Genomic DNA, 20,642 nt, shown 5'->3' on the forward strand with positions numbered 1-20,642 from the left:
ACATCGGGCACGGCATTGCGAAAGCGATGCCGTGCCTTTTGTTTTTTCTACCCCGGATTTTTGCCCAGAGCCTTATGAACGACATCAGCATTGCCGAACAGTATGACCTGCAGACCTCCGCGCTGAAGGTGCCGCCGCACTCGATCGAGGCCGAGCAGGCGGTGCTGGGCGGCTTGATGCTGGACAACAATGCCTGGGAGCGCGTACTTGATCAGGTTTCCGATGGCGACTTCTACCGGCACGACCATCGCCTGATTTTTCGCGCCATCTTCAAACTGGCCGAGCGTAACCACCCGTTCGACGTGGTGACCGTCTCCGAGCAACTGGACAAGGAAGGGCAGCTGTCGCAAGTCGGCGGTCTGGCCTACCTTGGCGAGCTGGCGAAGAACACCCCCTCGGTCGCCAACATCAAAGCCTATGCGCAGATCATCCGCGAGCGCGCCACCCTGCGCCAGTTGATCGGCATCAGCGGCGAGATTGCCGACAGTGCCTATTCCCCCCAGGGCCGTACGGGCGAAGAAATCCTCGACGAGGCCGAGCGGATGATCTTCCAGATCGCCGAGGCGCGGCCGAAGAGCGGTGGCCCGGTGGGGATCAACGACATTCTGGTCAAGGCCATCGACCGCATTGACACCTTGTTCAACAGCGGCGACGCGATCACCGGCTTGTCCACCGGCTTTACCGACCTGGACGGCCAGACCAGCGGCCTGCAGCCAGCCGACCTGGTGATCGTCGCCGGCCGTCCATCGATGGGTAAGACCACGTTCGCCATGAACCTGGTGGAGAACGCCGTGTTGCGCAGCGACAAGGCGATCATCGTGTACTCCCTGGAGATGCCCGCCGATTCCCTGGTCATGCGGATGCTCGCCTCGCTGGGGCGGATCGATCAGACCAAGGTCCGCGCCGGGCGCCTGGATGACGATGATTGGCCGCGGCTGACCAGCGCCGTCAACCTGCTCAACGATCGCAAGCTGTTTATCGATGACACCGCGGGTATTTCGCCCTCGGAGATGCGCGCGCGCACTCGCCGGCTGGCGCGGGAGCATGGCGAGATCGGCATGATCATGGTCGACTACCTGCAGCTGATGCAGATTCCCGGCTCCAGCAGCGAGAGCCGGGTTAACGAGATTTCTGAAATCTCCCGCTCGCTGAAAGCCCTGGCCAAGGAATTCAACTGCCCGGTGGTGGCGTTGTCGCAGCTCAACCGCTCCCTCGAGCAGCGGCCGAACAAACGCCCGGTGAACTCCGACTTGCGTGAATCAGGTGCGATCGAGCAGGACGCCGACATCATCATGTTCGTCTACCGCGACGAGGTGTATCACCCGGAAACCGAGTACAAGGGCGTCGCTGAAATCATCATCGGCAAGCAGCGTAATGGTCCTATCGGAACAACGCGTCTGGCCTTTCTCGGCAAGTATTCGCGGTTTGAAAACCTCGCACCGGGCAGCTATCAGTTCGACGAGGACTGAGCCGGTCTCCTAACGTTTGAACGCGGGCGTCATGTCGTCTTCGCAGAGGTAGGCCGCGAGGTAATCCTCCAGGCGTTGCCCGGGCCCCGTTTGGTAGGTCTCCGCCAGATCCTCAAGGCTGTCCACCCGGTCGATGCGAAAATTACGGAAGTCGTTGCGCAGTTCGCACCAGCTGCACAGCGTCCAGGTCTGCCCCCAGAAGAACAGACCCAGGGGCCAGATGCGTCGCAGGCTGGCTTGCCCGCTTTCGTCGCGATAGCTCAATTGCAGTTTGTGCTGCCAGCGGATCGCCTGACGCAATTGCCCTAGCCAATGCACCGGATAGCTCACCTCTGGGGCGAACAGGCGGTTGCCGTTGAGTTCGTCGCGCAGAGCGGTGGGCAGTACGCTGTGGATTTTTGCCAGTGCCGATTCGGCGGCCCGTTGCAGGTCTGGGTCGGCCCAGGCATTGACCATGCGTGCACCGACCACCAGGGCTTCGATCTCTTCGCGCTCGAACATCAGCGGCGGCAGGTCCATGGGCTGGCGTAGCACGTAGCCGACCCCGGCTTCGCCCTCCAGGGGTACACCGGAGAGTGAAAGATCCTGGATGTCGCGGTAGATGGTGCGCACCGAAACCTGCAGGCGCTCAGCCAGCCACTGCGCGGTGGTCAGGCGACGACTGCGCAGGAACTGGACGATCTGGAACAGGCGGTCGGCGCGTCTCATGCTCTCTCCCTGGCTTGGCTGTTTATAACCTATTCCGGTTCATGGCTGAAAAATGATCGGCCGCGAGGCGCAAACTGCCGGACGAGTGCATGGCTGCCCGGCGTCGGTGCCCATCAGGTCATGCTGTGCAGGCCCACCAGGTTACCCTCGCTGTCTTTTATCACCGCGATGAAGCCATGCTCGCCGATGGCCGTGCGGTTCTGGATGATCTGCCCGCCGGACGCCCGTACTCGATTCAATATGGCATCCAGCTGGCCTTCGGCATTCAGGTAAACCCGCGTGCCGCCTGCGCCGGGTTGCTGCTCCGGCGAGTCGCTCAGGCAACCGCCGACGCCACTGTCCGGGCTGTAGGGGAACAGGGCCATACGTCCGCCCATGCCTTCCATTATTTCCAGCGAGGTCGCCAGTGCCTGCTCATAGAAACGACGGGCGCGCTCGAAGTCGCTGACGAACAGTTCGAACCAGTTGATCACATTCATTGCTCTCTCCTTGGAATGGGTGATGTCAGCAGGCCGGCGCTGCCGGTGGCGCGCTTTAGCCTGCGGAAACCACCCTAAACCAGCGCTACTGACAGCCTGGTGTCAGCAGTGTCAGTACTGCCCTAAATGAGCGCGGCAACCTTCGGCAAGGTGCCGCGTGAATTGAGCGGATGCTTGCAGCCTGAAGGGCGAAGTTTAAGATGTGCGCCCTTCCTCGCCGCGGAGCTGGTTCATGCGCCCCCTTGTCGCCACCATCGATCTGTCCGTCATTCGGCATAACTATGCGGTCGCCAAACGCTGCGCGCCTGGTCGCCAGGCTTTCGCGGTGGTCAAGGCCAATGCTTACGGCCATGGCGTGGGTGAAGTAGTCGGCGCCCTGGCCGATGTGGCCGACGGATTTGCCGTGGCCTGCCTGGAGGAAGCCGTCGAGGTGCGCGGGGTGCACGGCGAAGCCCGTGTGTTGTTGCTCGAAGGCTGTTTCGACGCGGCGGAATACCCGCTCGCTGCGCGTCTTGGCCTGGACGTGGTGGTCCACAGCGAGCGGCAGGCGGAGCAGTTGCTCGCGGCGAAACTGGAGCGGCCGCTGAACTGCTGGCTCAAGGTCGACACGCTGATGCACCGCCTTGGTCTCAGCTCGCCGGCTGTACGGGCCTGGCATCAGCGTTTGCACGGCGCCGCGCAGATCGCCGAACTGAACCTGCTCAGCCATTTTGCCTGTGCCGATGAGCGAGGCAGCGAGGCAAGTGAGCAGCAACTGGAGCAGTTTCTCGACCTGCTTGACCTCAACTTCGACCAGCGCTCGCTCGCCAACTCGGCGGCAATCCTGACCATTCCAGCAGCCCATATGGACTGGCTGCGCCCCGGCATCATGCTCTACGGTGCCACGCCATTCGCCGACCTCAGCGCCGCCGAACTGGGCCTCAAGCCGGCCATGGATCTGACGGCCCGGCTGATCGCCTGCCGCGACGTAGCCATCGGCGAAAGCGTTGGTTATGGGCAGAGCTGGCGTGCCGCACGACCGTCGCGCATCGGCACCGTAAGCTGCGGCTATGCAGATGGTTATCCGCGCCATGCTCCGAGTGGTACGCCGGTGCTGGTGAGTGGTCAGCGGGTGCCGTTGGTGGGGCGGGTATCGATGGACATGCTGACGGTCGACCTGACCGATGTACCTGCGGCCCAGGTGGGCGACGAGGTGCAGCTCTGGGGCAGCGGCTTGCCGGTGGATGACGTGGCGCGGGCGGCGGGCACCATCGGCTATGAGCTGCTGAGCAAGGTCACCTCGCGCGTGCCCAGGCATTACCGCAACGCCTAAGTGTTAGAGCCCGCTGGTGACCTTGATCACGTCCAGGTGCAGGCGGGCGCTGCTGCTCAGCTCGCCGTCCTCGCCACACACCGCCGAGCCGGAGCGACCGCGCTCTTTCACCTTGTAGAGCATCTCGTCGGCGGCCTTGTACAAGCCGGTAAAATTAGCGGCGTGGCGAGGATAGATCGCCACGCCGATGCTGATGGTCACGGTCAGCCGCTCGGCGCCGTACATCACCGGCAAGGCCAGCTCGGCCAGCAGGCGGCTGGCGATTTCCCGGGCGTGGGTCTCCGCGTCGGCACCACTGATCAGCACGGCAAATTCATCACCGCCCAGCCGCGCCACACTGTCGCCTGCGCGAACGTGCTCGCGTAGGCGCACGGCGATGGCCTGCAGCATCAGGTCGCCGGCGTCGTGGCCATACCTGTCGTTGATCGGCTTGAAGTGATCGAGGTCGATCAGCAGCAGCGCCACGGCCTCGGCATGCCGCGCGGCATTGGCCAGTGCGGCTTCGCAGCGTTCCACCAGGTAACGGCGGTTGGGCAGCTCGGTCAGCGGATCGTGGAAGGCCGCGTGCTGCAAGTCGCGCTCGCGCTGCAGCAGGCGTTCATTGGCCGCGGCCAGCTCTGCCGTCCGTTGCGCAACCGAACGCTGCAGTTCTTCGGCGTTGGCCTGAATCAATGCCAGGCGCGCGCTTTTTTCCTGATCGGCCTGCAGCATGGCAGCTGACTTTTCCTGTTTGAGGATCTGGATGCGGTAGGCCAGTGCGAAGGAAAACAGGATCGCCTCCGCAGCTACGGCCAATGGAAACAGATAGGCAGTGGATTCGCCTGGCTGCACCACCCCGGCGGCGCGCAGCACCAGAATCACGAAGCTCAGCAGTACGCTGCCGTAGCCCAGCAGGTAGAACAGCGCCGGAATAAACCCCTGCCGCCAGCGTGCGATTGCGCAATACAGGAGCGTGGGCACCGTGACGATCGGGATAAAACCGATCAACAGGCTGACCGGGTCGCGGTAACCGGCCAGGTTGGCGGCCAGCGAAACTAGGTAGATCAGCAGGCAGCCGTTCAGCACCTGATGGGCGCGACGCAGGCTGGCGCGGGTATAGAGCAGCTCCTGGGCGAAACGCAGGATGCCGATGCTGACCAGGATCGGCAGGGTGACGCGATCCAGCCACACGGGAACCGGTCCCTCCGGCCACAGATACTGGGCGCCGTGCCCGCTCATGCTGGCGATGAACACCAGCGAGGCCGCCATGGTCAGCACGTACCAGAAGTAGGCCCGGTCGCGCAGGGCCAGCAGGATGAACAGGTTGTACAGCAGGAGCGCGAGAATCATCCCGTAGATCAGGCCGAAGCCGAGGTTCTCGCGGTCCGCACGCTGCTCCAGGTCCGCGAGTTGCCAGGCGCGTAGCGGGAAAGAATTACCGGCCGGGTCGAAGGTGCGCAGATACAGGGTCAGCGGCTGTTCGCCGAGCGGGGGCAGTTGGAACACCGCACGCCGGTAGTTGTGGTCGCGCCCGGCGGCAAAGCCCACGCGCTCGCCGGCTTGGCGGGTCTGCCAGCCGCCTTGTTGGTCGGGCAGAAACACCTGCAGGTCGAGCAAGGTGACCGCGCCGACCTCCAGCCACCAGCGATCCGGCGCCGCGGGTGCGCGCTGGATGTTGAGCTTGATCCACCAAGGGTTGCGGCTCTGGCCGACGCTGGTTCGCCCGGCCGCAGGCTGAAAGCGCTGTTGCACAGCGGGGTCGGCCATGTCGGCGATAGTCAGCTGGGCGCCTACGTCTTCCAGCAGTTCAATCTGGCCATTGAGCAGCGTGCCGCTACTGGCTGCGTCAAGCAGCGACGGTGCTGCCATGGCCTGTGCCGCGAGGCAGGCAAGGAGCAAGGTAAACAGGCTGACGAGGCGCACCGCACACTCCTCGAATGAGAAAGGTTAGCGCGAGTATAAGCACAACCCGGCCTGTGATCACAAAACAACTGGCACATTGACATCCAGCAGGTCAGGGTCAAGCTTTCTGACCGGGCTGGTTAAATTTTGTGCTATATTTCGCGCCCGCGATTTTCCATCCTGTTCGCCTACGCCGGTCACTTTCCATGTCCATGCAAGCCGCCAAGCCGTTGTTCGATTATCCAAAGTACTGGGCCGAGTGTTTCGGGCCTGCACCTTTCCTGCCGATGAGCCGGGAAGAGATGGATCAGCTTGGCTGGGACAGCTGCGACATCATCATCGTTACCGGTGATGCCTATGTGGATCATCCCTCGTTCGGCATGGCGATCATCGGCCGGCTGCTGGAGTCGCAAGGCTTTCGCGTCGGCATCATCGCCCAACCGAACTGGCAGTCGAAAGACGACTTCATGAAGCTCGGCGAGCCGAACCTGTTCTTCGGCGTCGCGGCCGGCAACATGGACTCGATGATCAACCGCTACACCGCCGACAAGAAAATCCGCTCGGACGACGCCTACACCCCAGGCGGCATGGCCGGCAAGCGTCCGGATCGCGCCAGCTTGGTGTACAGCCAGCGCTGCAAGGAAGCCTACAAGCACGTGCCGATCGTGCTTGGTGGTATCGAAGCCTCTCTGCGCCGCATTGCCCACTACGACTACTGGCAGGACCGCGTGCGCAACTCGATCCTGATCGACGCCAGCGCCGATATCCTGCTGTACGGCAACGCCGAGCGCGCCATCGTCGAAGTGGCCCAGCGCCTGTCGTACGGCCACAAGATCGAAGACATCACCGACGTGCGCGGCACTGCGTTTATCCGCCGTGATACGCCGCAGGGCTGGTACGAGGTGGACTCCACCCGTATCGACCGGCCGGGTAAGGTCGACAAGATCATCAACCCGTACGTGAATACCCAGGATACCGAAGCCTGCGCCATCGAGCAGAGCAAGGCGCCGCTGGAAGACCCGAACGAGCCCAAGGTCGTGCAGCTTCTCGCCAGCCCGCGGATGACCCGCGACAAGACGGTGATCCGCCTGCCGTCCATGGAGAAGGTGCGCAACGACCCGGTGCTGTACGCCCACGCCAACCGCGTGCTGCACCTGGAAACCAACCCCGGCAACGCCCGCGCGCTGGTGCAGAAGCATGGTGAAGTGGATGTGTGGTTCAATCCGCCGCCCATTCCCATGACCACCGAAGAGATGGATTACGTGTTCGGCATGCCCTATCAGCGCATTCCGCACCCGGCGTACGGCAAGGAGAAGATCCCGGCCTACGAGATGATCCGTTTCTCGGTCAACATCATGCGTGGCTGTTTCGGCGGCTGTACCTTCTGCTCGATCACCGAGCACGAAGGGCGGATCATCCAGAACCGCTCGGAAGAGTCGATCATTCGCGAGATCGAAGAGATCCGCGACAAGGTGCCGGGTTTTACCGGGGTGATTTCCGACCTCGGCGGCCCGACCGCGAACATGTACCGCATCGCCTGCAAGAGCCCGGAAATCGAATCCGCGTGCCGCAAGCCGTCCTGCGTGTTCCCTGGCATCTGCCCGAACCTGAACACCGACCACTCGGCCTTGATTCAGCTCTATCGCAGCGCCCGTGCGCTGCCGGGTGTGAAGAAGATTCTGATTGCCTCGGGGCTGCGTTACGACCTGGCCGTGGAGTCGCCGGAGTATGTGAAGGAGCTGGTCACCCACCATGTGGGTGGCTACCTGAAGATCGCCCCGGAGCACACCGAAGAAGGCCCGCTGAATCAGATGATGAAGCCGGGCATTGGCAGCTATGACAAGTTCAAGCGCATGTTCGAGAAGTACTCGAAAGAGGCGGGCAAAGAGCAGTACCTGATCCCGTACTTTATCGCCGCGCACCCAGGCACCACCGACGAAGACATGATGAACCTGGCCCTGTGGCTCAAGGGCAACGGCTTTCGCGCCGACCAGGTGCAGGCCTTCTACCCGTCGCCGATGGCCACGGCCACGGCCATGTACCACTCGGGCAAGAACCCGCTGCGCAAGGTCACCTACAAAAGCGACGGCGTGACCATCGTCAAGAGTGAGGAGCAGCGCCGCCTGCACAAGGCCTTCCTGCGTTATCACGACCCGAAAGGCTGGCCGATGCTGCGTGAAGCGCTGCAGCGCATGGGCCGTGCCGACCTGATCGGTCCGGGCAAGCACCAGCTGATTCCAGCGTTTCAGCCCAAGGTCGACGAATATCACAGCGCCCGCCGGAAGAACTCGACGCCGGCGGACAGCAAGAAAGTCGCCGGTGCCAACAAGGGCAAGCCGATGCTGACCCAGCACACCGGCTTGCCGCCGCGTGACACCGGTGCAGCAGGCGGTAACCCCTGGGACAAGCGCGAGCAGGCCAAGGCCGCCGCGCAGCTGCGTAACCAGCAGGCGGCCAAGGAGCGCGCCGATGCGGCGAAAGGGAAGGGAAAGAAGCCCACCAAGAAACCAGCCGTACCGCGCTGATTCTCAGGGAATAAAAAACGCCAGCTTCGCGCTGGCGTTTTTTATGGGGCAAGTAGGGGCCGCTGATTAGCTGTGTAGGGTGGATGACGCCTTTCTCATCCACCACAGTGCCGCTAGTGGTGGATGGATAAAGCGCCATCCACCCTACGGCCTAGCCGTAACGTTTTTTCGCTTCGATGGCCAAACCGCTGCCGATGCTGCCGAAGGTGTTGCCCTCCACGTGCTGGGCGTTGGGCAGCATCGCCGCGACGCTCTGGCGCAACGCCGGAATGCCGCTGGAGCCACCGGTAAAGAACACCGTATCGACCTGTGCAACACTGATGCCGGCATCGCTGAGCAGCCGGGTGACGCTGGCGCGCACACGCTCCAGCAGCGGCTCGATCGCGTTTTCAAACAGCTCGCGGGTCAGCTCGGCGACCAGGCCGTCTTCCAGGCGGCTAAGGTCGATGGGGCGTGCATCCTGTTCGGTCAAGGCGATCTTGCTTTCTTCCACCTGCATGGCCAACCAGTGGCCGTCGCGGCGTTCGATCAGCTGGAACAGCCGGTCGATCCCGGTCGGGTCGACGATGTCGTAGCGCATGCTCTGCAGCTGGCGCTGCGACTGCGCCGAGTAGACCGCGTTAATGGTGTGCCAGGTGGCCAGGTTAAGGTGGGTGCTGGTGGGCATCGGCGCATCGCTCTTCATCCGGCTGCCGTAACCGAACAGCGGCATCACGCCGGCCAGGGAGAGCTGCTTGTCGAAGTCGGTGCCGCCGATATGCACGCCGCCGGTGGCGAGAATATCGTCATGCCGGTCGGCCACTGTGCGGCGTTCGGGGGCCAGGCGCACCAGGGAAAAGTCCGACGTACCGCCGCCGATATCGACGATCAGCACCAGCTCCTCGCGCTCAATGCCGGACTCGTAGTCGAAGGCCGCGGCAATCGGCTCGTACTGGAAGGACACGTCTTTGAAGCCGAGCTTGTGCGCCACGGCCACTAAGGTGTTCTGCGCTTCCAGGTCGGCCACCGGGTCTTCGTCGACGAAAAACACCGGGCGGCCCAGCACCACCTCCTCGAACGGCCGTCCGGCGGTGTTTTCTGCGCGGGTTTTCAGTTCGCCGATAAAGAAACCGAGCAGGTCTTTGAACGGCAATGCGCTGCCCAGCACGGTGGTTTCGCTTTTCAGCAGCTTGGAGCCCAGCAGACTTTTCAGCGAGCGCATCAGGCGGCCTTCGTAGCCTTCCAGGTATTCCTGCAGGGCCAGGCGGCCATACACTGGGCGGCGTTCCTCGAGGTTGAAGAACACCACGGACGGCAGGGTGATCTTGCCGTCTTCCAGTGGAATCAGGGTTTCAGCGCCGGGGCGCAGCCAGCCGACGGTGGAGTTGGAAGTGCCGAAGTCGATGCCGCAGGCGCGGGCGGGAGTGGAAAAAGTCATGCGGCGCACTGTCCTGAAAAAACGGCCGCGCAGTATAGGGCCGCGCGTCCCGGATTACCGCGCCGATTATCAGCTACGCGGGGGCAGGCTTGAGTCCGGCTTGCGCCGCCACTGTCCCCACTCGAAGCCCAATACCACCAGCAGCGACAGGGCGAACGGCAGTAGCAGGTAGAAGCAGCGGAACACGATCAGTGCGGCCAGCACATCGGGTGCGGAGACTTCGGGCAGTGCGGCGAGAAAGGTGACTTCGAGCACGCCAAGACCGCCCGGCGCGTGGGACAGCAGCGCCAGCGAGAAGGAGGCGAGAAACACCCCCAAAACGATAAGGAAGCCCGGGTTGGTATCGGCCGGCAGGGCGAAGTAGATGATTGCCGCTGCGCAGATCAGCTCCAGCGGGCCGGCGAGCAGCTGCCTGCCGACGATCTCTAGGCGAGGGTACTGGATATGCAGTTTGCCCATCCGCCATGGCCGCAGGTGGCGCCAGGAGCCGAACACATAGAGTGCGACCAGCAGTAGCAGCAGCGCGCCAATCGCGACGGACAGCAGCGGCGTCACTTCCGCCACCCGGTAGATCAGCGTGGGCTGCATGATCAGCACGCAGCCACTGGTCAGCAGGGTACCCAGCACGAAGGTAAACGAGCAGAAGACGATCAGGATGCCGATTTCATGGCCCGAGAGGCCCTTGCTGCGGTATGCCCGATAGCGCACCACGGCGCCGGAGAACACCGACGCGCCGATGTTGTGCGCCAGTGCATAGGTGGTGAATGAGCAGAGCGCGATAAAGCGCCAGGGGATGCGTTTGCCGAGGTGGGCAATGGCGATGCGGTCGTACCAGGCAAGTGCCGTGTAGGCGCCAAGCGTTGCGCCAGCGGCCAGTATCCAGCTCGCCGTATTGATGGCGTCCAGGCTGTCGGCAATCTCATCGAGGGAGATGTTGCGCAGTTCGCGGTAAAGCAAGAAGCACGACAGCACCACGGCAGCAAGACCAATCAGCGTCCAGATCAAGTCGCTTCGTTTCAGCATTGGTTTGGCTGGTTCAACGGACAACTGCGATCCCTCTTTGTGGACACGATAAAGCGTTGGAGTGAGCCAGCGTGCATCCGTTCAGCTGTCTTGCCCGTTGGTGTAATGGGGTGCCGGCGAGTGGTGATCGACATCGCCGCGAATCGTCTGGCGATGCGCACGCGATGGCCGATCACCGGTCGTTGCATCGGCTCGGCAGTATCCCGGAGGCGGGCGTTATCCTCAATCGTCGCGTCGCTAAATGGCGTTACCGGATTTGTCCGCCGGCTGAAGGCTCAGCTCCAGCCGAGGGTCAGTGCGGCGAGGGCAAGGTAGCGGGCGGTTTTGGCGATGCCCACGATCAGCAGAAAGCGCCACCAGGGCTCGCGCATGATGCCCGCCACCAGTGTCAGCGGGTCGCCGACGATTGGCAGCCAGCTCAGCAGCAGCGACCAGCAGCCATAACGGCCATACCAGCCTTGTGCCTGCAGCAGGCGACGTTCGCTGACGGGGAACCAGGGTTTGTCGCGGAAGCGTTCGAGGGACCGCCCCAGCAGCCAGTTGAGCAGGGAGCCCAGGACGTTGCCAACGCTCGCCACTGCAAGCAGCGCTGCAATGGGGTAGGCCTCGCTGAGCAGCAGGGCCACCAGCACCGTTTCCGACTGCAGCGGCAGCAGGGTAGCGGCGCCCAGGGCTGAGAAGAACAGCCCGAGGTAGGCGGAGAGTGTCAGCACCCTGGGCGGCGCCGGCTCGCCAGCTGAGCGCGCGCGTCAGGCGCGCGTAGAACGGCTGGCGTCAGGGCTGGCGATCCTGCTCGGCATTGGCCATCACGTCTTCCAGCTTGAGGCCGGTCAGACCGTGGATGGTGCGCCACAGATAGTAGAAGATGCCCATCAGCATGATCATCGACGGGATCGCGATCATCGGGTAGCTGAGCAGGTTCATCCGGCCGAGTTCGGCATTGAAGGCTTCGCTGCCGGCAGGGCTGACCACGATCCACTTGGCCAGCACGTAATTCATCACCGCGGAGAAAAAGAAGGTGCCGCTCAGCCAGTAGGTGGCCTTGAGCAGGCGCGCCTCGAAGCGCTCGGTATTGCCGCTCTGCTCCAGACGGGCGTGGATCTTGTCGACATTGAGCACGGTTTTGTTGAACAGCATGGTGCGGATCAACGGGTAGCGCGTGCGTGTCGACACCAGCACCGCCACGCCGATCACGCATGGAATCAGTGCCTCCTTGATCGCCAGCCACTGGTTATCCAGTTTCAGCAGGCCGATGCCGCCGGTAAGCAGTACGCTGACCAGGCCGAGCAGGGCGATGAAATTGAATTTGCGGTACTTGGCCAGTTCGAACAAACCCCAGCCCAGCGGGAAGGCCAGCGCCAGCAGCAGGGCGCCGTCGGCCCCCAGCCTCGATTCGCCGCTCAGCTTCATCAGAATCAGCGAGGGAATCAGGATGCTGATCAGCAGATCGATCAATGGACGAGGTTTGTGGGTCGGGGGTGTCGCGTGCGTGGTGTCGGTCATGTCATTCATAGCGCTGAAAAGAGTCGCGATCATCGCCTGCCCTGGCGGCCAGGGCTAGCCCAACCGTCGGCGCGACTGTGAAAAAAAGTGTGAGCGTGACCCTCTCTGGCTCGACAGTCTGGCGGAAAGTCGCCAGGCTGGGCGGCGATGTGGCGCGATCCCGCCGCCTTTGGATTATCGATGCGCTGCGATTCCGATACGCTGCATGCCTGCCCTCTGCCTGAAAAGGCGAGTGATTGCCTCCGTCAAGGGTTCACCATGTCACCCAGTCAACCGTTGCTCTTGAGCCTCGCCGAACGGGCTCAGCTGTTTGCCCACCTTGCCGCCATGGAGCAGGCCGGGGTGCCGGCGCAGCGTGCGCTCGCCAGCCTGAGCCTGCCAACGCGCGCGCAAGCGGCGCTGCAACGCATGCGTGCGCAGCTGGAGAAAGGTCGCGACATTGCCAGCGCAGGCCAGCTCAGTGGCCTGCTGGGGCCGCTGGACAGCAACCTGCTGCGCGCCGCGCAAGCCAGCGGCTGCCTGGCGGCCATCTATAGGCGGCTTGCCGAGCGCTACGCCCACAAGGCCAGCCAGGCGGCGCGATTGAGGTCGCGCTTGCTGATGCCCGCCATGGTCTTTCTGCTTGCGCTGTTTATCCAGCCATTGCCGGCGCTAGTCGGCGGGCAACTGAGTGGCGCCGCGTACCTCTGGGTATGCCTGCGCCCCCTAATGCTGATCGGCGTGCTGTATGCGCTGGGACGCCAACTGCTGCTGCGCCGCCAGCACAAGACCACGGCGCGCGCGGGGCTGCTCGACGCACTGCTGAACCGAATCCCCGTGCTCGGCGCGGCCTATGCGCGGAGCAACGTGCGCAACTTCTTCGACAGCCTCGGCTTGATGCTCGAAGCCGGGCTGCCCATGCTCGAGGCCCTGCCGAACGCCTGTGCGACCATGACCGATGCGGCGCTGCGGACGCGGTTCGCGCGGGTGCAGGCCAGCATTCGCGGTGGCCAGTCACTGACCGAGGCGCTCGGCGCCATCGACTTTCCCGGCAAGGCCATGGCGCTTGGCGTGGTGCGCACCGGCGAAGCCAGCGGCACCTTGCCTGCCAGCCTGCTGAGTTTTGCCGCGAGCGAGAGCCGGCAGCTCGACAGCCTGCGCGAGCAACTGGCGGTCTGGCTGCCGCGCATGCTGTACGCCGGGCTGTGCCTGTGGATGGCGGCCGGGCTGCTCGGCGGCGACGGCTTCACCCCACGGTTGCCAGCGGACCTGCGCTAGCCCGGCACCGCCGATAGTCGAGTTGGCGGGCAAATTGCACTGCGGCGGACATACTTGGTAGTGCGTTCGCCAGCGCTTATCAGCACCACTGGCCCAAGACTCACAGGGCTTCAGTCGTTCAGGAAAACCCCTATGCCCATCATGCAACGAGCCTCACATCACGACCTGCGCAGTGCGTTTCGCGCCTTGCTCGACTCCAGCGCCTGCTATCACACCGCTTCGGTATTCGACCCGATGTCTGCGCGCATCGCCGCCGACCTGGGTTTTGAAGTCGGCATTCTGGGCGGCTCGGTGGCGTCGCTGCAGGTCATCGCCGCGCCCGATTTCGCCTTGATCACCCTCAGCGAGTTCGTCGAACAGGCGACCCGCATCGGCCGCGTCAGCCGGCTGCCAGTCATCGCCGATGCCGACCATGGCTATGGCAACGCGCTCAACGTCATGCGCACCGTGGTCGAGCTGGAGCGCGCGGGCATCGCCGCGCTGACCATCGAAGACACGCTGTTGCCGGCGCAGTTCGGGCGCAAGTCCACTGACCTGATCAGCATCGAAGAAGGCGTCGGCAAGATCCGCGCGGCGCTGGAGGCGCGGGTCGACCCGCAACTGGCGATCATCGCCCGCACCCATGCCGGCGTGCTCGAGGTCGACGAGGTGATCCGCCGCACCCTGGCCTATCAGGCGGCGGGCGCGGATGGCATCTGCATCGTTGGCGTCGAGGATTTTGCCCATCTGGAGCAGATCGCCGCGCCGCTGAACATTCCGCTGATGCTGGTCACCTATGGCAATCCGAAGCTGCGCGACAACGCGCGTTTGGCGTCACTGGGCGTACGCATCGTGGTCAACGGCCACGCCGCTTACTTCGCGGCGATCAAAGCCACCTACGATTGCCTGCGCGAGCAGCGCGGGGTCGATGCCAGCGACCTGAGCGCCTCGGAGTTGGCGCACAAATACACACTGCCCGAGGAGTATCTGGTATGGGCAGCTGAGTTTATGGATGTGAAGGAGTAACGACGCCGCTACCGCTACGGCCAGTCAATCGCGGATCAGCGGCAGGCTGACGGTAAAGGTTGTGCCCTGACCGGCCTTGGAGTCGACGGTGATAGCGCCGCCATGGGCGACGACGATCTCATGGGCGATAAACAGACCAAGGCCCAACCCGGCATTCGGGCCGTACTCACTGGGTGCCTGCTGAGCCAGGCGACTCAGGGGGCTGAACAGGTACGGCAGGACATCCGGGGCGATCGGTTCGCCCTGATTGTGCAACGTGAATATAGCCTTACCTTTTGTGGCACGCAGGTCGACGGTGATCGGCGCCTGGTCGCTGCCATGCTGCACCGCGTTGCCGATCAGGTTGGAGAACACCTGCTCAATGCGCGCCACGTCGAACTGGCCGAGCAGATCGCCACTGGTTTCCAGCGCGATACTGGCCTCGGGGTGATAGGTGCGCACCTCGTCCACCATGTTTTCACAGATAGCGCCTAGGTTGGCTTCTGCCAGTTGAATCGGAATACCGCTGCTCAACTGCGAGCGAGTGAAGTCGAGTAGGTCGCCGACGATCTTGCTGGCGCGTTTGACGCTGGTGTAGATGCGCGAGGCAATCATGGCGTGCCGACTGCTCAGTTCCTCGGTGCTCAGCAACACCTCTGTGCCGAGCTGTATCGCCCCCAGCGGTGTGCGCAAGTCATGCCCCATGATGCCGAGAAACAAATCACGCGAGGCATCGACCGCCTGCGAATAGCTGGCGACCGACTCTGCCAGGGCCTGGTCAATCGCCTCGTTGAAACGCGTCATGTCGGATACTTCGAAGGCGCCACCGCTTTTGATCTGCTGCAGCCAGAGGCGCAACACGCTTGAACGTAGCGCGCGGTATTCCGAGACCATCTGGTCAATGCTGAAGCCGGCCAGCAGGCGTGTCATCGCGTGGATCTCGGCGGCGGTGTCATCGTCGGCATTGGGCGCAGCACCCTGGGATTTTTCAATTGCTTCGCGGGTGGTTTGCGGGGTGCGCAGATCAACGGCTATGGCGCGCAGCATCTGTTCGGCATGATCGCGCAACTCGACTCGGCTCATGATTCGCGAGGGTGGAAGAATGGATTTAGCGAAATCTTCCCAGGCCTGCAGGATGGGTTCGAGGTTTTCAAGGATGAAGTCGGCTAGGCGCATGAACGGAGCTCCACGGATATACACAGATGACAAATTCGGCCGATTCGCATCGGGTAGGTAGGCTCGGCTTCCAGAACTGCCGCGTTGGAATGGCTGGCGGTGGGCAGGGGTAGAGATCGTGGGCGGCCACTCGTTCCGCAACGCGCGGGGTAGCGAGAAGCCTGCATAGTACGCCCAGCCGCTGACGGTTGACTGCACGGGCAAGTCATTAGTTGCGATTAACGCCCTTGCGCTGAGATCTTTAGGGGAAACTGCGGCCGGTGGCTGCAGGTCCAACTGATAAATCCCGGGGCACCCGGTCAGGAGGCTGTGATGGCAAGCGGTTGGGCAAACGATGGCGCGGTGCAAGAGCAGATCGACAGCACCATTGACGATGCGGTGCAGCGGGCGCGCAGTCGCCTGGCAACAGGTGAAAGCCTCAGCCACTGCGAAGAGTGTGGTGCGGTGATTCCGCCGGCGCGACGCGAAGCGGTCAAGGGCGTGCGACTGTGCATCGCCTGTCAGACCGAGCAGGACAAAGCGCTGTCTGCGCAGAGCGGTTACAACCGTCGCGGCAGCAAGGACAGCCAGCTACGTTGAGGCTGGCTTCAGCGAAGCGGCACTTGAGCGGTAAGTTGCAGTCTCAAGGCTGACGATATTTCGCCAGGACGAAACGCCATATGACGATCTTCGAAGCATTACGCCTCAGTCACGACATTCAGCGTGAACTGTCTGAACAGTTGGTCGCCACCAGCGGCGACAGCCTCGAGCGCAAGGAGCTGTTTGCTCAGCTCAAGCACGAACTGGCAGTTCACTCGGTCGCCGAGGAGCGGCATTTCTATATCCCCTTGATGCAGGAAGACCTTGGCGTTGACCTGTCGCGCCACGCGATTGCCGAGCACCATGAGATGGATGAGATGGTCGAGGCGCTTGAGGAAACCGACCCCAGCAGCCCGAGCTGGCTGGTCCAGGCAAAAAAGCTGTCCCACAAGGTGCACCACCACCTGAAGGAGGAAGAGCACAAATTCTTCCAGATGGCCGGCAAGCTGCTCACCGACAAGCAGAAAGAAGCCCTGGCGAAGGATTACCTGGACGCCTACGCGGCGATGAAAACCGCCGAAGCCGAGGCCTAGCTTCGGCGACAGGATTCAGAACAGGCAGGATTCAGAATAGAAAGTAACGCTGCGCCATCGGCAGCACCTCGGCCGGTTCGCACCAGAGCAACTGGCCGTCGGCCTTGACCTGATAGTTCTGCGCGTCCACTTCGATATTCGGTAGGTAGTCGTTGTGGATCAGGTCGGTCTTTTTCACCTCGCGACAGCCTTTGACCACGCCAATCTTCTTCTTCAGTCCGAGCTGCTCAGGTACGCCGGCATCAAACGCCGCCTGGCTGATAAAGGTGATGCTGGTAGCGTGGCGGCTGCCGCCATAGCTGGCGAACATCGGTCGGTAATGTACCGGCTGCGGTGTGGGGATCGAGGCATTGGCGTCGCCCATCAGGCTGGCGGCAATCGCCCCGCCTTTGAGAATCAGCGTAGGTTTGACGCCGAAAAACGCCGGGCGCCAGAGCACCAGATCGGCCCACTTGCCCACTTCGATAGAGCCCACTTCATGGCTGACGCCGTGGGTGATCGCCGGGTTGATGGTGTACTTGGCGATATAGCGTTTTACCCGGAAGTTGCTGTTGCCAGGGCCGTCGCCTTCCAACGGGCCGCGCTGTTTGTGCATCTTGTCGGCGGTCTGCCAGGTGCGGGTGATCACCTCGCCAACGCGGCCCATGGCCTGGCTGTCGGAGCTGATCATGGAGAACGCACCGAGGTCATGCAGGATATCTTCGGCCGCGATGGTTTCGCGGCGGATGCGGCTTTCGGCGAAGGCGACGTCCTCGGCGATGCTCGGGTCGAGGTGGTGGCAGACCATCAACATGTCCAGATGCTCGTCGATGGTGTTGCGGGTAAACGGCCGGGTCGGGTTGGTCGAACTCGGCAGCACATTGGGGAAACCGCAGGCCTTGATGATGTCCGGCGCATGACCGCCGCCAGCACCTTCGGTGTGGTAGGTGTGGATGGTGCGACCCTTGAAGGCGGCCAGGGTGGTTTCGACAAAGCCGGACTCGTTGAGCGTGTCGGTGTGGATCGCCACCTGCACATCAAACTGGTCGGCCACGCTCAGGCAGTTGTCGATGGCCGCCGGGGTTGTGCCCCAATCTTCGTGCAGCTTAAGGCCGATGGCGCCGGCTTTGACCTGCTCGATCAACGGCTCCGGCAAGGAGGCGTTGCCCTTGCCGGTAAAACCCAGGTTCATCGGGAAGGCGTCGGCGGCCTGCAGCATGCGCGCCATATGCCAGGGGCCGGAGGTGCAGGTGGTGGCATTGGTGCCGGTGGCCGGCCCGGTGCCGCCACCAATCATGGTGGTGACACCGCTCATCAGCGCCTCTTCGATCTGCTGCGGGCAGATAAAGTGGATATGTGTATCTATCCCACCCGCCGTGAGGATCATCCCCTCGCCGGCGATCACCTCGGTGCCGGCGCCGATGGCGATGGTCACGTTGGGCTGGATATCCGGGTTTCCGGCCTTGCCGATGGCGGCGATACGCCCATCCTTGAGGCCCACGTCGGCCTTGACGATGCCCCAGTGATCGATGATCAGCGCGTTGGTGATCAGGGTATCAACTACATCTTTGGCGCAGAGCTGGCCCTGGCCCATGCCATCGCGGATGACCTTGCCGCCACCGAACTTCACTTCCTCGCCGTAGGTGGTGAAGTCTTGCTCCACTTCGATCCACAGCTCGGTGTCGGCCAGGCGCACCTTGTCGCCGACGGTGGGGCCGAACATATCGGCATAGGCTTGTCTGCTGATCTTCATTGGTCATCTTCCCGTAGGGTGCGCCGTGCGCACCACTGCTATCTGTGTCGTGTCTGGTGCGCGCAGCGCACCCTACGACAATCGGTGTCTCAAAGTTCGCCCATTACCCGCCCGGCAAAGCCGTACACGCGGCGAAGGCCAGCCAGGTCGACCAGTTCGACCTCGCGGCTCTGCCCCGGCTCGAAGCGCACGGCGGTGCCGGCCGGAATATTCAGGCGCATACCGCGCGCGGCTGCACGGTCGAAGCTCAGGGCATCGTTGGTTTCGAAGAAGTGATAGTGCGAGCCGACCTGGATCGGCCGGTCGCCGCTATTGGCCACGGTCACGCGCAGGGTACGGCGGCCGGCGTTGAGTTCGATCTCGCCGTCCTGGATCTGGTATTCGCCGGGAATCATGGCTGTGGCCTCGACAAGGTTTTGTAGTAGATGGCGTTTGCTCGGTACTGCCCGTCAGGGCCGCAGGCGTAGTCAGGCAGTCCACCGATGCAGATGTAGCCCTGAGCCTGGTAAAAGGCTTCGGCATCGCTGCCGGCTTCGGTGTCCAGGTACAGCAAGCCGCGTTGCAGCTCGGCTGCTTCGCCTTCCAGGCGCTGCATCAGGCTGTTGGCGATGCCACGGCGGCGGGCGTTGCTGTGTACCAGAAGCTTCTGCACTTCGGCGCGGTTGAGGCCGTTAGGTTTCTGGCAGAGCACCAGTTGCACGCTGCCCAGCACCTGGCCCTGCTCACAGGCCAGCCAAAGCAGGTGAGTGCCGTCGCGTATGCCTGCCAGGACCTGGTCGAAATAGAGGTTGGCCGCGTCAGCATCGAGATCAGCGAGAAAGCCTACCGAGGCGCCATGCGCCACGGAGTCGGGCAGTAGGTTCAGCAGGCCTTGGCGATAAGACTCAAAGTCAGCCGCGTCGAGGCGCTCGATGCTCAGCATCAGGGCGCACTCCTTTCGGGGCTCAGCATCAGCTGCATAAAGGTGAGGTCCAGCCAGCGGCCGAACTTGCGGCCGACCTGGGGCATTTGCCCGGTGATGCTGAAACCGAAGCGCTGGTGCAGGCCGATGGAGGCGAGGTTGCCGCTCTCGATGGCGGCAACCATCACGTGTTTACCGCCGGCCTTGCCGCGTTCGATCAGTGCGCCGAGCAGCAGCACGCCGAGGCCACGTCCGCGTTGGTCGGCGCGCACGTACAGGGAGTTTTCCACGGTGTTGCAAAACCCGTCGAAGGGCCGCCAGTCGCCATAGGCGGCGTAGCCGAGCACGCTGTCGTCGGCGTCCACCGCCACCAGTACTGGGTAGCCTTGCTGGCGGCGCGCGGCCAACCAGGCCTGGCGGTTGGCCAGGTCAACGATGTCGTCCATCCAGATCGCTGTGGTGTTGAGCACGGCGTCATTGAAGATGGCGCGGATGGCTTCCAGATCGTCGTCGCGGGCATCGCGAATAATCATTCTTCGTGTCTCCAGGAAGTCGTCCAAGGCCGTAGCGAGCGCCGCTCAGGCAAGGCGCAAGTCGGCGAGGATGCGGAGTTGACGTCTGTCAATGAGCAAGTTTCGCTCCGCTCACCCATGCGGGCCGCCCTCTGGGCGTTCAGTGGCAAGCCACTGCCCGAGACGGCTTTCAACGCCGCATGGGCAAGCGCAGTAGGCATTGGGCGATTTCCTCAGGCAATCGGCTGATGGACGGTCACCAGCTTGGTGCCGTCGGGGAAGGTGGCTTCCACCTGAATCTCCGGGATCATTTCCGGGATGCCTTCCATCACCTGATCACGGCTCAGCAGGGTGGTGCCGAAGTGCATCAGCTCGGCCACGGTCTGGCCGTCGCGGGCGCCTTCGAGCAGTGCGGCGGAGATATAGGCCATGGCTTCCGGGTAGTTGAGTTTTACCCCGCGGGCCAGGCGACGCTCGGCGACCAGGCCGGCGGTGAAGATCAGCAGTTTGTCTTTTTCTCTCGGGGTAAGGTCCATAGTGATTCCGTTTTTTGGTCGGCGGGCTACGAAGTGCGCTTCTGTAGGGTGGACATGGCGGAGCCTTGTCCACCGCTGGCGTCCAGATGGCGGACAAGCCTTTGGCATGTCCACC

20 protein-coding genes are annotated in these 20,642 nt (G+C 63.1%); 7 read left to right on the forward strand and 13 right to left on the reverse strand.

The window, feature by feature from the left end; all coding sequences use genetic code 11:
• Positions 1-74: 74 nt before the first annotated feature.
• Positions 75-1,469, forward strand: a complete 1,395-nt coding sequence (gene dnaB, locus ACX0MV_RS03760; protein WP_458981153.1) for a replicative DNA helicase — start codon at positions 75-77, stop codon at positions 1,467-1,469.
• Positions 1,470-1,478: 9 nt separating this feature from the next.
• Here dnaB and ACX0MV_RS03765 read toward each other — a convergent pair whose 3' ends face one another.
• Positions 1,479-2,177 carry a helix-turn-helix transcriptional regulator gene (locus ACX0MV_RS03765; RefSeq protein WP_458981154.1) on the reverse strand — a complete coding sequence of 233 codons (699 nt, stop codon included), beginning with the start codon at positions 2,175-2,177 and terminating at the stop codon, positions 1,479-1,481.
• A gap of 113 nt (positions 2,178-2,290) precedes the next feature.
• The gene (locus ACX0MV_RS03770) at positions 2,291-2,656 is read right to left on the reverse strand and encodes a VOC family protein (protein ID WP_458981155.1); all 366 of its coding nucleotides are present in this window, start codon (positions 2,654-2,656) and stop codon (positions 2,291-2,293) included.
• A 232-nt stretch (positions 2,657-2,888) separates the two neighbouring features.
• On the opposite strand from ACX0MV_RS03770, the gene alr reads away from it, so the two are divergent.
• Positions 2,889-3,968, forward strand: a complete 1,080-nt coding sequence (gene alr, locus ACX0MV_RS03775; protein WP_458981156.1) for an alanine racemase — start codon at positions 2,889-2,891, stop codon at positions 3,966-3,968.
• Positions 3,969-3,971: 3 nt separating this feature from the next.
• Here the strand turns inward: alr and ACX0MV_RS03780 are convergent, their stop codons facing one another.
• Entirely contained in the window at positions 3,972-5,816 is a 1,845-nt protein-coding gene (locus tag ACX0MV_RS03780; RefSeq protein ID WP_458981748.1) for a diguanylate cyclase, read from the reverse strand.
• 245 nt (positions 5,817-6,061) lie between these two features.
• Here ACX0MV_RS03780 and ACX0MV_RS03785 point away from each other — a divergent pair, with 245 nt between their 5' ends.
• Entirely contained in the window at positions 6,062-8,374 is a 2,313-nt protein-coding gene (locus ACX0MV_RS03785; RefSeq protein WP_458981749.1) for a YgiQ family radical SAM protein, read from the forward strand.
• Between the two features lie 151 nt (positions 8,375-8,525).
• Here ACX0MV_RS03785 and ACX0MV_RS03790 read toward each other — a convergent pair whose 3' ends face one another.
• The 4 genes from ACX0MV_RS03790 to ACX0MV_RS03805 form a co-directional block, all read right to left on the reverse strand.
• Complete coding sequence (locus ACX0MV_RS03790) at positions 8,526-9,791, reverse strand: Hsp70 family protein (protein ID WP_458981157.1); 1,266 nt, start codon at positions 9,789-9,791, stop codon at positions 8,526-8,528.
• 69 nt (positions 9,792-9,860) lie between these two features.
• The gene (locus ACX0MV_RS03795; protein ID WP_458981158.1) at positions 9,861-10,814 is read right to left on the reverse strand and encodes a lysylphosphatidylglycerol synthase transmembrane domain-containing protein; all 954 of its coding nucleotides are present in this window, start codon (positions 10,812-10,814) and stop codon (positions 9,861-9,863) included.
• Positions 10,815-11,089: 275 nt separating this feature from the next.
• Positions 11,090-11,527, reverse strand: coding sequence for a YqaA family protein (locus ACX0MV_RS03800; protein WP_458981159.1), 438 nt, complete (start codon positions 11,525-11,527; stop codon positions 11,090-11,092).
• 61 nt (positions 11,528-11,588) lie between these two features.
• A complete protein-coding gene (locus tag ACX0MV_RS03805; RefSeq protein ID WP_458981160.1) occupies positions 11,589-12,317 on the reverse strand; it encodes a VC0807 family protein in 729 nt (242 codons plus the stop codon).
• 258 nt (positions 12,318-12,575) lie between these two features.
• Here ACX0MV_RS03805 and ACX0MV_RS03810 point away from each other — a divergent pair, with 258 nt between their 5' ends.
• Positions 12,576-13,574, forward strand: a complete 999-nt coding sequence (locus ACX0MV_RS03810; protein ID WP_458981161.1) for a type II secretion system F family protein — start codon at positions 12,576-12,578, stop codon at positions 13,572-13,574.
• Between the two features lie 141 nt (positions 13,575-13,715).
• Complete coding sequence (locus tag ACX0MV_RS03815; protein WP_458981750.1) at positions 13,716-14,579, forward strand: isocitrate lyase/PEP mutase family protein; 864 nt, start codon at positions 13,716-13,718, stop codon at positions 14,577-14,579.
• 24 nt (positions 14,580-14,603) lie between these two features.
• Here the strand turns inward: ACX0MV_RS03815 and ACX0MV_RS03820 are convergent, their stop codons facing one another.
• Positions 14,604-15,734 (reverse strand): ATP-binding protein, encoded by a 1,131-nt coding sequence (locus ACX0MV_RS03820; protein ID WP_458981162.1) that lies wholly within the window; start codon positions 15,732-15,734, stop codon positions 14,604-14,606.
• A gap of 312 nt (positions 15,735-16,046) precedes the next feature.
• Here ACX0MV_RS03820 and ACX0MV_RS03825 point away from each other — a divergent pair, with 312 nt between their 5' ends.
• Together ACX0MV_RS03825 and ACX0MV_RS03830 are read left to right on the forward strand one after the other, a co-directional pair.
• The gene (locus tag ACX0MV_RS03825; protein ID WP_458981163.1) at positions 16,047-16,313 is read left to right on the forward strand and encodes a DksA/TraR family C4-type zinc finger protein; all 267 of its coding nucleotides are present in this window, start codon (positions 16,047-16,049) and stop codon (positions 16,311-16,313) included.
• An 80-nt stretch (positions 16,314-16,393) separates the two neighbouring features.
• Positions 16,394-16,846, forward strand: a complete 453-nt coding sequence (locus tag ACX0MV_RS03830; RefSeq protein ID WP_458981164.1) for a hemerythrin domain-containing protein — start codon at positions 16,394-16,396, stop codon at positions 16,844-16,846.
• Between the two features lie 31 nt (positions 16,847-16,877).
• On the opposite strand, the gene ureC is transcribed toward ACX0MV_RS03830, so the two are convergent.
• From ureC to ureA, 5 genes are all read right to left on the reverse strand, one after another.
• Positions 16,878-18,578, reverse strand: a complete 1,701-nt coding sequence (gene ureC, locus ACX0MV_RS03835; RefSeq protein ID WP_458981165.1) for an urease subunit alpha — start codon at positions 18,576-18,578, stop codon at positions 16,878-16,880.
• A gap of 89 nt (positions 18,579-18,667) precedes the next feature.
• On the reverse strand, positions 18,668-18,973 hold the full coding sequence (locus tag ACX0MV_RS03840; protein WP_458981166.1) for an urease subunit beta: 306 nt from the start codon (positions 18,971-18,973) through the stop codon (positions 18,668-18,670).
• The gene (locus ACX0MV_RS03845) at positions 18,970-19,500 is read right to left on the reverse strand and encodes a GNAT family N-acetyltransferase (RefSeq protein WP_458981167.1); all 531 of its coding nucleotides are present in this window, start codon (positions 19,498-19,500) and stop codon (positions 18,970-18,972) included. The genes ACX0MV_RS03840 and ACX0MV_RS03845 overlap by 4 nt, the downstream gene beginning before the upstream one ends.
• Entirely contained in the window at positions 19,500-20,012 is a 513-nt protein-coding gene (locus ACX0MV_RS03850; RefSeq protein WP_458981168.1) for a GNAT family N-acetyltransferase, read from the reverse strand. Before ACX0MV_RS03850 ends, ACX0MV_RS03845 begins: the two co-directional genes overlap by 1 nt.
• A 212-nt stretch (positions 20,013-20,224) precedes the next feature.
• Positions 20,225-20,527, reverse strand: coding sequence for an urease subunit gamma (gene ureA / locus ACX0MV_RS03855; protein WP_269379893.1), 303 nt, complete (start codon positions 20,525-20,527; stop codon positions 20,225-20,227).
• Positions 20,528-20,642: the final 115 nt, after the last annotated feature.

It is taken from the genome of Pseudomonas cistanchae (assembly GCF_054483635.1).

What these genes read in the sequence shown, in the direction of transcription:
- ACX0MV_RS03815 (WP_458981750.1), top strand. Translation starts at nt 13,716, where the DNA reads ATGCAACGAGCCTCACATCACGACCTGCGCAGTGCGTTTCGCGCCTTG.
- ACX0MV_RS03790 (WP_458981157.1), bottom strand. Translation starts at nt 9,791, where the DNA reads ATGACTTTTTCCACTCCCGCCCGCGCCTGCGGCATCGACTTCGGCACT.
- ACX0MV_RS03850 (WP_458981168.1), bottom strand. Translation starts at nt 20,012, where the DNA reads ATGATTATTCGCGATGCCCGCGACGACGATCTGGAAGCCATCCGCGCC.
- ACX0MV_RS03765 (WP_458981154.1), bottom strand. Translation starts at nt 2,177, where the DNA reads ATGAGACGCGCCGACCGCCTGTTCCAGATCGTCCAGTTCCTGCGCAGT.
- dnaB (WP_458981153.1), top strand. Translation starts at nt 75, where the DNA reads ATGAACGACATCAGCATTGCCGAACAGTATGACCTGCAGACCTCCGCG.
- alr (WP_458981156.1), top strand. Translation starts at nt 2,889, where the DNA reads ATGCGCCCCCTTGTCGCCACCATCGATCTGTCCGTCATTCGGCATAAC.
- ACX0MV_RS03845 (WP_458981167.1), bottom strand. Translation starts at nt 19,500, where the DNA reads ATGCTGAGCATCGAGCGCCTCGACGCGGCTGACTTTGAGTCTTATCGC.
- ACX0MV_RS03810 (WP_458981161.1), top strand. Translation starts at nt 12,576, where the DNA reads ATGTCACCCAGTCAACCGTTGCTCTTGAGCCTCGCCGAACGGGCTCAG.
- ACX0MV_RS03780 (WP_458981748.1), bottom strand. Translation starts at nt 5,816, where the DNA reads ATGGCAGCACCGTCGCTGCTTGACGCAGCCAGTAGCGGCACGCTGCTC.
- ACX0MV_RS03795 (WP_458981158.1), bottom strand. Translation starts at nt 10,814, where the DNA reads ATGCTGAAACGAAGCGACTTGATCTGGACGCTGATTGGTCTTGCTGCC.
- ACX0MV_RS03840 (WP_458981166.1), bottom strand. Translation starts at nt 18,973, where the DNA reads ATGATTCCCGGCGAATACCAGATCCAGGACGGCGAGATCGAACTCAAC.
- ACX0MV_RS03785 (WP_458981749.1), top strand. Translation starts at nt 6,062, where the DNA reads ATGCAAGCCGCCAAGCCGTTGTTCGATTATCCAAAGTACTGGGCCGAG.
- ureA (WP_269379893.1), bottom strand. Translation starts at nt 20,527, where the DNA reads ATGGACCTTACCCCGAGAGAAAAAGACAAACTGCTGATCTTCACCGCC.
- ACX0MV_RS03825 (WP_458981163.1), top strand. Translation starts at nt 16,047, where the DNA reads ATGGCAAGCGGTTGGGCAAACGATGGCGCGGTGCAAGAGCAGATCGAC.
- ACX0MV_RS03770 (WP_458981155.1), bottom strand. Translation starts at nt 2,656, where the DNA reads ATGAATGTGATCAACTGGTTCGAACTGTTCGTCAGCGACTTCGAGCGC.
- ACX0MV_RS03805 (WP_458981160.1), bottom strand. Translation starts at nt 12,317, where the DNA reads ATGACCGACACCACGCACGCGACACCCCCGACCCACAAACCTCGTCCA.
- ACX0MV_RS03830 (WP_458981164.1), top strand. Translation starts at nt 16,394, where the DNA reads ATGACGATCTTCGAAGCATTACGCCTCAGTCACGACATTCAGCGTGAA.
- ACX0MV_RS03820 (WP_458981162.1), bottom strand. Translation starts at nt 15,734, where the DNA reads ATGCGCCTAGCCGACTTCATCCTTGAAAACCTCGAACCCATCCTGCAG.
- ureC (WP_458981165.1), bottom strand. Translation starts at nt 18,578, where the DNA reads ATGAAGATCAGCAGACAAGCCTATGCCGATATGTTCGGCCCCACCGTC.